This is a genomic window from uncultured Rikenella sp., assembly GCF_910577125.1.
Taxonomy (GTDB): Bacteria; Bacteroidota; Bacteroidia; order Bacteroidales; family Rikenellaceae; genus Rikenella.
Map to the genome: position 1 here is coordinate 1 of NZ_CAJTMN010000111.1, position 6,056 is coordinate 6,056.

The window sequence follows — 6,056 nt, forward strand, 5'->3', positions numbered from 1 at the left end:
AATCGTCAAAATGTGTCGGCACATTTTGACAAGATTTCCCAAGGCGCGCGGAAAATGCGAACAAAGCTCACTCGCTCGCGATCGCTGAAGTAGGAAATCATCCAAACGCGCACTTCGCGTTTGGATAAGATTTCCGTCAGCGCGCGGACAGAGGACGGAACGGCACTTGGTCTGACTTTACGCGGGACGCGGATGTGCCGCTGAACGGGACTTTCCCGTACTATTCGGATGGCGTAGCGGGTGAAAAGTATGGGACAGGCAATTACAAGGCGACCAACGGTCGGTTGTACAAGGTAACCACCTCGGGAACGGGAACCCCGCTAGCCTGGTACCCCGCCCCGGGCTACCGCAATCGGGATACAGGCGCGCTGGGCCGCGTCGGCTACGGCGGTTACAGCTGGTCTTCGACGGTCAGCGGTTCTAATGGCATGCACTTGGATTTCTACGTGACGTGGCTCAATCCCAGCTACGCGAACTACCGCGCCTACGGTTTTCTGTTGCGTTGCCTCTCGGAATAAACGGTGCCGCTCGGCACTCGAAAACTGCCCGGGTCTATCCTAACCCTAACAGGCAGCCTCGACCTTAAAAGCTACCAACAAGGACAACCTCTATCCCAACAAACCGCAGCCCTTATCCCGAACCGACCTCAGGAGCTAAAGGCGCTGCCCCCTCTCCCTTGATCCGTTAATCCGAAACTTATCCGAATGCCAGACACCTCTCACCTCGATATCGGGATGGCCGGCGAACAACTCGTCGCCGACTATCTGACTGCCTGCGGGTGGGAGATCGTCGAACGGCGGTGGCGCGATCCCAGGCACGGCAGAGGAGCTACGGACATCGATCTGATCGCCCGGTCGCCAGACCGGCGCTACCACTTCGTCGAAGTCAAAACCCGTACCGCAGAGTGGTGCGGATGCGGAGACTTTGCGCCCGAAACCGCCGTGACCCCCGCCAAAGTCCGTCGCATGACAGCCGCCGCCGAGCGCTATCTGGCCTGCGGCGGGATCACGGCGGAGATACAGATCGATATCGCTGCCGTGATCCTCTCTGAACATCCCGGCCGCCGGCCCGAAATCCGCTACTATCCGGATGCCGTGCGGTGACCTTCCGGCAAGGCGGTTTTGTCGTAATTGCCAAAAAAGCACTATCTTTGGCGCGTTGCGTATACCCGGCACGCGCATCGAAAACCCGATCGCCGGGACAACGAAACCTCCGAAAATCTCGCTTATGAGTGAACATCAACCTCAGAAACCCGATCTGCTTTTTGAAGTCAGCTGGGAAGTCTGCAACAAAGTAGGCGGTATTCACACGGTGGTGGGCACCAAAGCCCTGACCGCCATCGAACACTTCGGCGATGACCGTTATATCGTCATCGGGCCCGACCTGACCAGCGAAGGTAGCAACTCCGAATTCGACGAAGACCCCGGCCTGTTCCGCGACTGGCGGAGGATGGCTCAGGAAGAGGGGCTCCGGATCCGTGTCGGGCGCTGGAAAAACGTCAAAGGGACTCCCATTGCCGTACTCGTCAATTTTTCAGTCCTGATCCATCGCAAAGACCAGCTCCTGGCCTCGCTGTGGGAGGACTATCAGGTCGATTCCATCACCGGACAGTGGGACTATGTCGAACCCGTGCTGTTCGGTTACGTCGCCGGAAAGGTGATCGAAAGCTTCCTGAAGTACCGTTTCGGACAACAGCTGCGGGCGGTGGCCCATTTCCACGAATGGCAGACCGTCTCGGGAGCGTTGTACCTGCGGAAAGTCATGCCGGCCGTAGCGACCGTCTTCACCACCCACGCGACGGTCACCGGACGGGCCATTGCCGGAAACGGACTGCCGCTGTACGGCGGGCTCGATTCCTATAACGGCGACGAGATGGCCCGACAGTTCGGCGTGGTGGCCAAACACTCCATCGAGAAGGTCGGGGCGCATCAGGTCGACGGCTTTTCGACCGTCAGCGCCATTACCGCACACGAATGCCGGGCTCTGCTCGATGCCGAGGTGACCGCGATTACCCCGAACGGGTTCGAAAACGGGTTCGTCTGGGAGGGGGCCGAAGCCGAAGCCAAACGGCGCGAAGGACGCAATGCCCTGATCCGCGTGGCCGAGGCGACCCTGGGATTCAAATTGCAGAACGATCCGCTCATCGTCTCGATCGGCGGCCGGTATGAGTTCAAAAACAAAGGAATCGACGAATTCATCGACTCGCTCGGCGAACTCAACAACGACGACTCTCTGCCCCGGGATATCCTGGCCTATGTCATGGTGCCCGGCTGGAACCACGGGGCGCGGAAGGATCTGCAGGGAGTGCTGGCCGGGAACGAGGCCTGCTCGATGGACCATGCCGGAGCGCTGAACGCTACCCACTACCTCGGCGATCCGGACAACGATCCCGTGGTCAATCACCTGCGGGCGCGCGGCCTGCTGGGACGGGGCAATCGGGTGCACACCGTTTTCGTGCCGTGCTATCTGAACGGCAACGACGGGATCTTCAACAAAACCTACTACGAACTGCTCGTGGGGACGGACGTGACCGTCTTCCCCTCCTACTACGAACCGTGGGGATATACCCCGCTGGAGAGCATCGCCTTCTCCGTGCCTACCGTGACCACCGATCTGGCCGGCTTCGGCCTCTGGGTGCGGCAGTATGCGGCCGAAGGGCATAAAGGCGTGACGGTGATCCACCGCGACGACACGAACAGTCCGGAGGTGGTGAGCGCCATTGCCGCAACCTTGAGAAACTACGCCGCCATGGACGACGGCGAGATGAACGAACACCGCTCCTCGGCCCGACAGATCGCGGGGACGGCACTTTGGTCGAATCTTTACACGCATTATATGGAGCTTTACGACAATGCGCTGCAAAATGCAGCAGAACGCGACACGCACCCCCAGACCGACGGAGGCGCCAGTCACGAACAACTCAGCTATATGCGCCACCAGCTGGTGCTCGACAGCCGGCCCAACTGGACCCGGATGATGGTCGAAAGTTCGGTGCCCGAGCGGCTGCACCCGCTCGAAGTGCTGACCAAGAACCTCTGGTGGTCGTGGAACGACCCGGCGCGGAAACTCTTCGAATCGATCGACCCGGAACTCTGGAACCAGGTCGATCGAAACCCCATCGACCTGATCGCCCGGCTGAATCTGACCCGCCTGCGCGAACTCGCCGAAAATCAGGAATTCCTCGGCCGGATGGATGCCGTGTTTGCGGATTTCCAGGCCTATATGGCGGCTAAACCGCAGGATGCCAGGCCGAAAATCGCATACTTCTCCATGGAGTACGGTCTGCACCATACGCTGAAAATCTACTCCGGCGGGCTGGGGATATTGGCCGGCGACTACCTCAAGGAGTCGAGCGACAAGAACGTGCCGATGACCGGGGTGGGGCTCCTGTACCGGTACGGCTACTTCACCCAGCGCCTCTCGGCCGCCGGGGACCAGGAGGCCAGCTATGAACCGCAGGACTTCTTCAACCTCCCGATTACCCCCGTGCGCGATGCCGAGGGGAACTGGAAGACCGTGACCGTCAATTTCCCGGGGCGGAAAGTCATTGCCAGAATATGGCGGTGCGACGTGGGCCGGACGGAACTCTACTTGATGGACACCGACCACGACCTCAATCTGCCGGAAGACCGCTCGATTACTCACCACCTCTATGGCGGCGACTGGGACAACCGGCTCAAACAGGAGCTCCTGCTGGGGATCGGCGGGATCCGACTGCTCAATACCTTGGGAATCAAGGGTGATGTCTATCACTGCAACGAAGGGCATGCGGCCTTTATCGGCCTCGAACGGGTGCACGACCTGATCGAAGGGCACAACCTCAGCTTCTCGGAGGCGCTGGAATGCGTGCGCTCCTCGTCCCTGTTCACTACGCACACCCCTGTGCCGGCCGGGCACGACGCCTTTCCGGAAGATATGATCCGGCAGTACATGTCGCACTATCCCGACCGCCTCAAGATCACCTGGGAGCAGTTCATCAACCTCGGGAAGACCAATCCGAACGACCCGAACGAGAAATTCTCGATGAGCGTCCTCGCCTCCAACATGTCGCAGGAGGTCAACGGCGTGAGCTGGCTGCACGGCGAGGTGAGCAAAGAGATTCTGAAGAATATCTGGCCGGGATACCTCCCTTGCGAACTCCATATCGGATACGTGACCAACGGGGTGCACTTCCCGACGTGGGCGGCTACGAAACTCAAAGATTTGTATTACAGCGCGTTCGGCGAATCGTTCCGCAACGGGGACTACTCCAAGCAGAACTGGGACAAAGTCTACCAGATCGACGACCGGGTGCTGTGGGATATCCGCCTCTTCCTCAAGGAACGCCTGATGAAGAAGATCCGGAGCCGCGTGGCCGACCCGATCCAGTTCCGGTTCGACTCGCCGCGGCAGATCGTCCAGATTCAGGAGTCGCTGAAGAACGACGTGCTGACCATCGGCTTCGCGCGTCGGTTCGCCACCTACAAACGGGCGCACCTGCTCTTCACCAACCTCGAACGGCTGGAACGGATCGTGAACAATCCGACGCGGCCCGTGCAGTTCGTCTTTGCCGGCAAGGCACACCCGGCGGACAAGGCGGGACAGGATCTGATCAAGAAGATCGTCGAAGTGTCGAAAATGCCGCAGTTCCTCGGAAAGGTGGTCTTCCTGCAAAACTACGATATGGAACTCGCCCGGCGGATGGTGCAGGGGGTCGATGTCTGGATGAACACCCCGACCCGGCCGCTCGAAGCCTCGGGAACCAGCGGCGAAAAGGCCGTGATGAACGGCGTGCTCCACTTCTCGGTGCTCGACGGCTGGTGGGTCGAAGGCTACCGCGAAGGGGCAGGGTGGATGCTGCCGATGGAGAAGACGTTCGACGACCAGCGCTATCAGGACGAAATGGATGCCGAGCTGATCTATTCTACCATCGAGGAGCAGATCGCGCCGCTCTACTACAACCGGAACGAAAGCAACCTGCCGGTCGGCTGGGTGGCGGCCATCAAGAAGTGCGTGGCCGAAGTGGCATCGCAGTTTACGACCAACCGCATGATGCAGGATTACGAAGACCGCTATTATGCGAAACTCTTCGCCCGGCACGAACGGATGATCGCCGACAACTTCGCCGAAGCGCGTGAGATCGCGGCCTGGAAACGGCGTGTGAGCCGCGATTGGGACAAAGTCCGCGTGCTCGACTTCAAACAGTTTGACGTAGCGCATACGGCGATCAAACTGGGCGAATATTACAACCTGGAGGTTCGGGTGGATGTCGACGGACTCTCGCCGGAAGATGTGGGCGTGGAACTGGTCATCGCCGACCAGATCACCGAAGGGCAGGATAAGGGGAAAATCACGGTCAAAAACACCTGTGAGTTTGAGCGGACGGACGTGGAGGGAAGTGTGGTGACCTATAAGCTCCGTTCGGCACCGGAAAATGCGGGATCGTACGATGTGGCGATCCGTGTGTTCGCCCGGAACCCGAAACTGCCTCACCGGATGGATTTTGCTCTGGTGAAGTGGGTATAGCATTTCTGTCGGGAAGGGAGTAGGCCGGTTTTGCCGGTTTCCTTTGCCGCATTTCAGCCTGTTTGCGTCCTCATCGATCCTTCCGGATCGGATGAGGACGTTTTTTGTTGCCGATGAGGGGGCCTATACGCACGTACAGAGAGCGGGGCGAAGAGTTGGGCTGACCCAGCCGCAGAAATGCGTAGCATTTCTCGTCCACGGGACGTGGGGCCTGAGTCTTGCGGAGCCTAAGGCATAGCGTAGCTAACTAAAAGTTTACCTTAAGGTTTCCTCCTTGCGCCTCGGCCATTCAAGTAAACTTGATGGCAACTCGGCTGCTACGTCGGTTTTGGTGCCGCTTTTTTCAACCGAGCAGCGTTCCGAGACCAAAGCTGCTTGCGAGCTTTGGCGAGGTAGCGCGAGGAAGGCGAAGCCAAAAAGCGGCAGTTTCAGACGGGGCAAAGCTCGCCGCGTGCCGCCGTTTAAGGCGGCGAAGAACCGCGCGCCACGCCTTAAGAGGGAAATCGTTCAAAGCGACTTGCGCTTTGGACAAGATTTCCCAAAGGCGCGCG

Annotated in this window: 3 protein-coding genes; all 3 read left to right on the forward strand. The window is 59.4% G+C overall.

What is annotated here, in order from left to right:
* The first annotated feature begins 194 nt into the window (after positions 1 to 194).
* Positions 195 to 518, forward strand: a complete 324-nt coding sequence (locus QZ292_RS09165) for a hypothetical protein (RefSeq protein ID WP_294600817.1) — start codon at positions 195 to 197, stop codon at positions 516 to 518.
* A 186-nt stretch (positions 519 to 704) separates the two neighbouring features.
* Complete coding sequence (locus QZ292_RS09170) at positions 705 to 1,103, forward strand: YraN family protein (protein ID WP_294600819.1); 399 nt, start codon at positions 705 to 707, stop codon at positions 1,101 to 1,103.
* Between the two features lie 124 nt (positions 1,104 to 1,227).
* On the forward strand, positions 1,228 to 5,505 hold the full coding sequence (gene glgP / locus QZ292_RS09175; RefSeq protein WP_294600821.1) for an alpha-glucan family phosphorylase: 4,278 nt from the start codon (positions 1,228 to 1,230) through the stop codon (positions 5,503 to 5,505).
* The last annotated feature ends 551 nt before the right edge of the window (positions 5,506 to 6,056 follow it).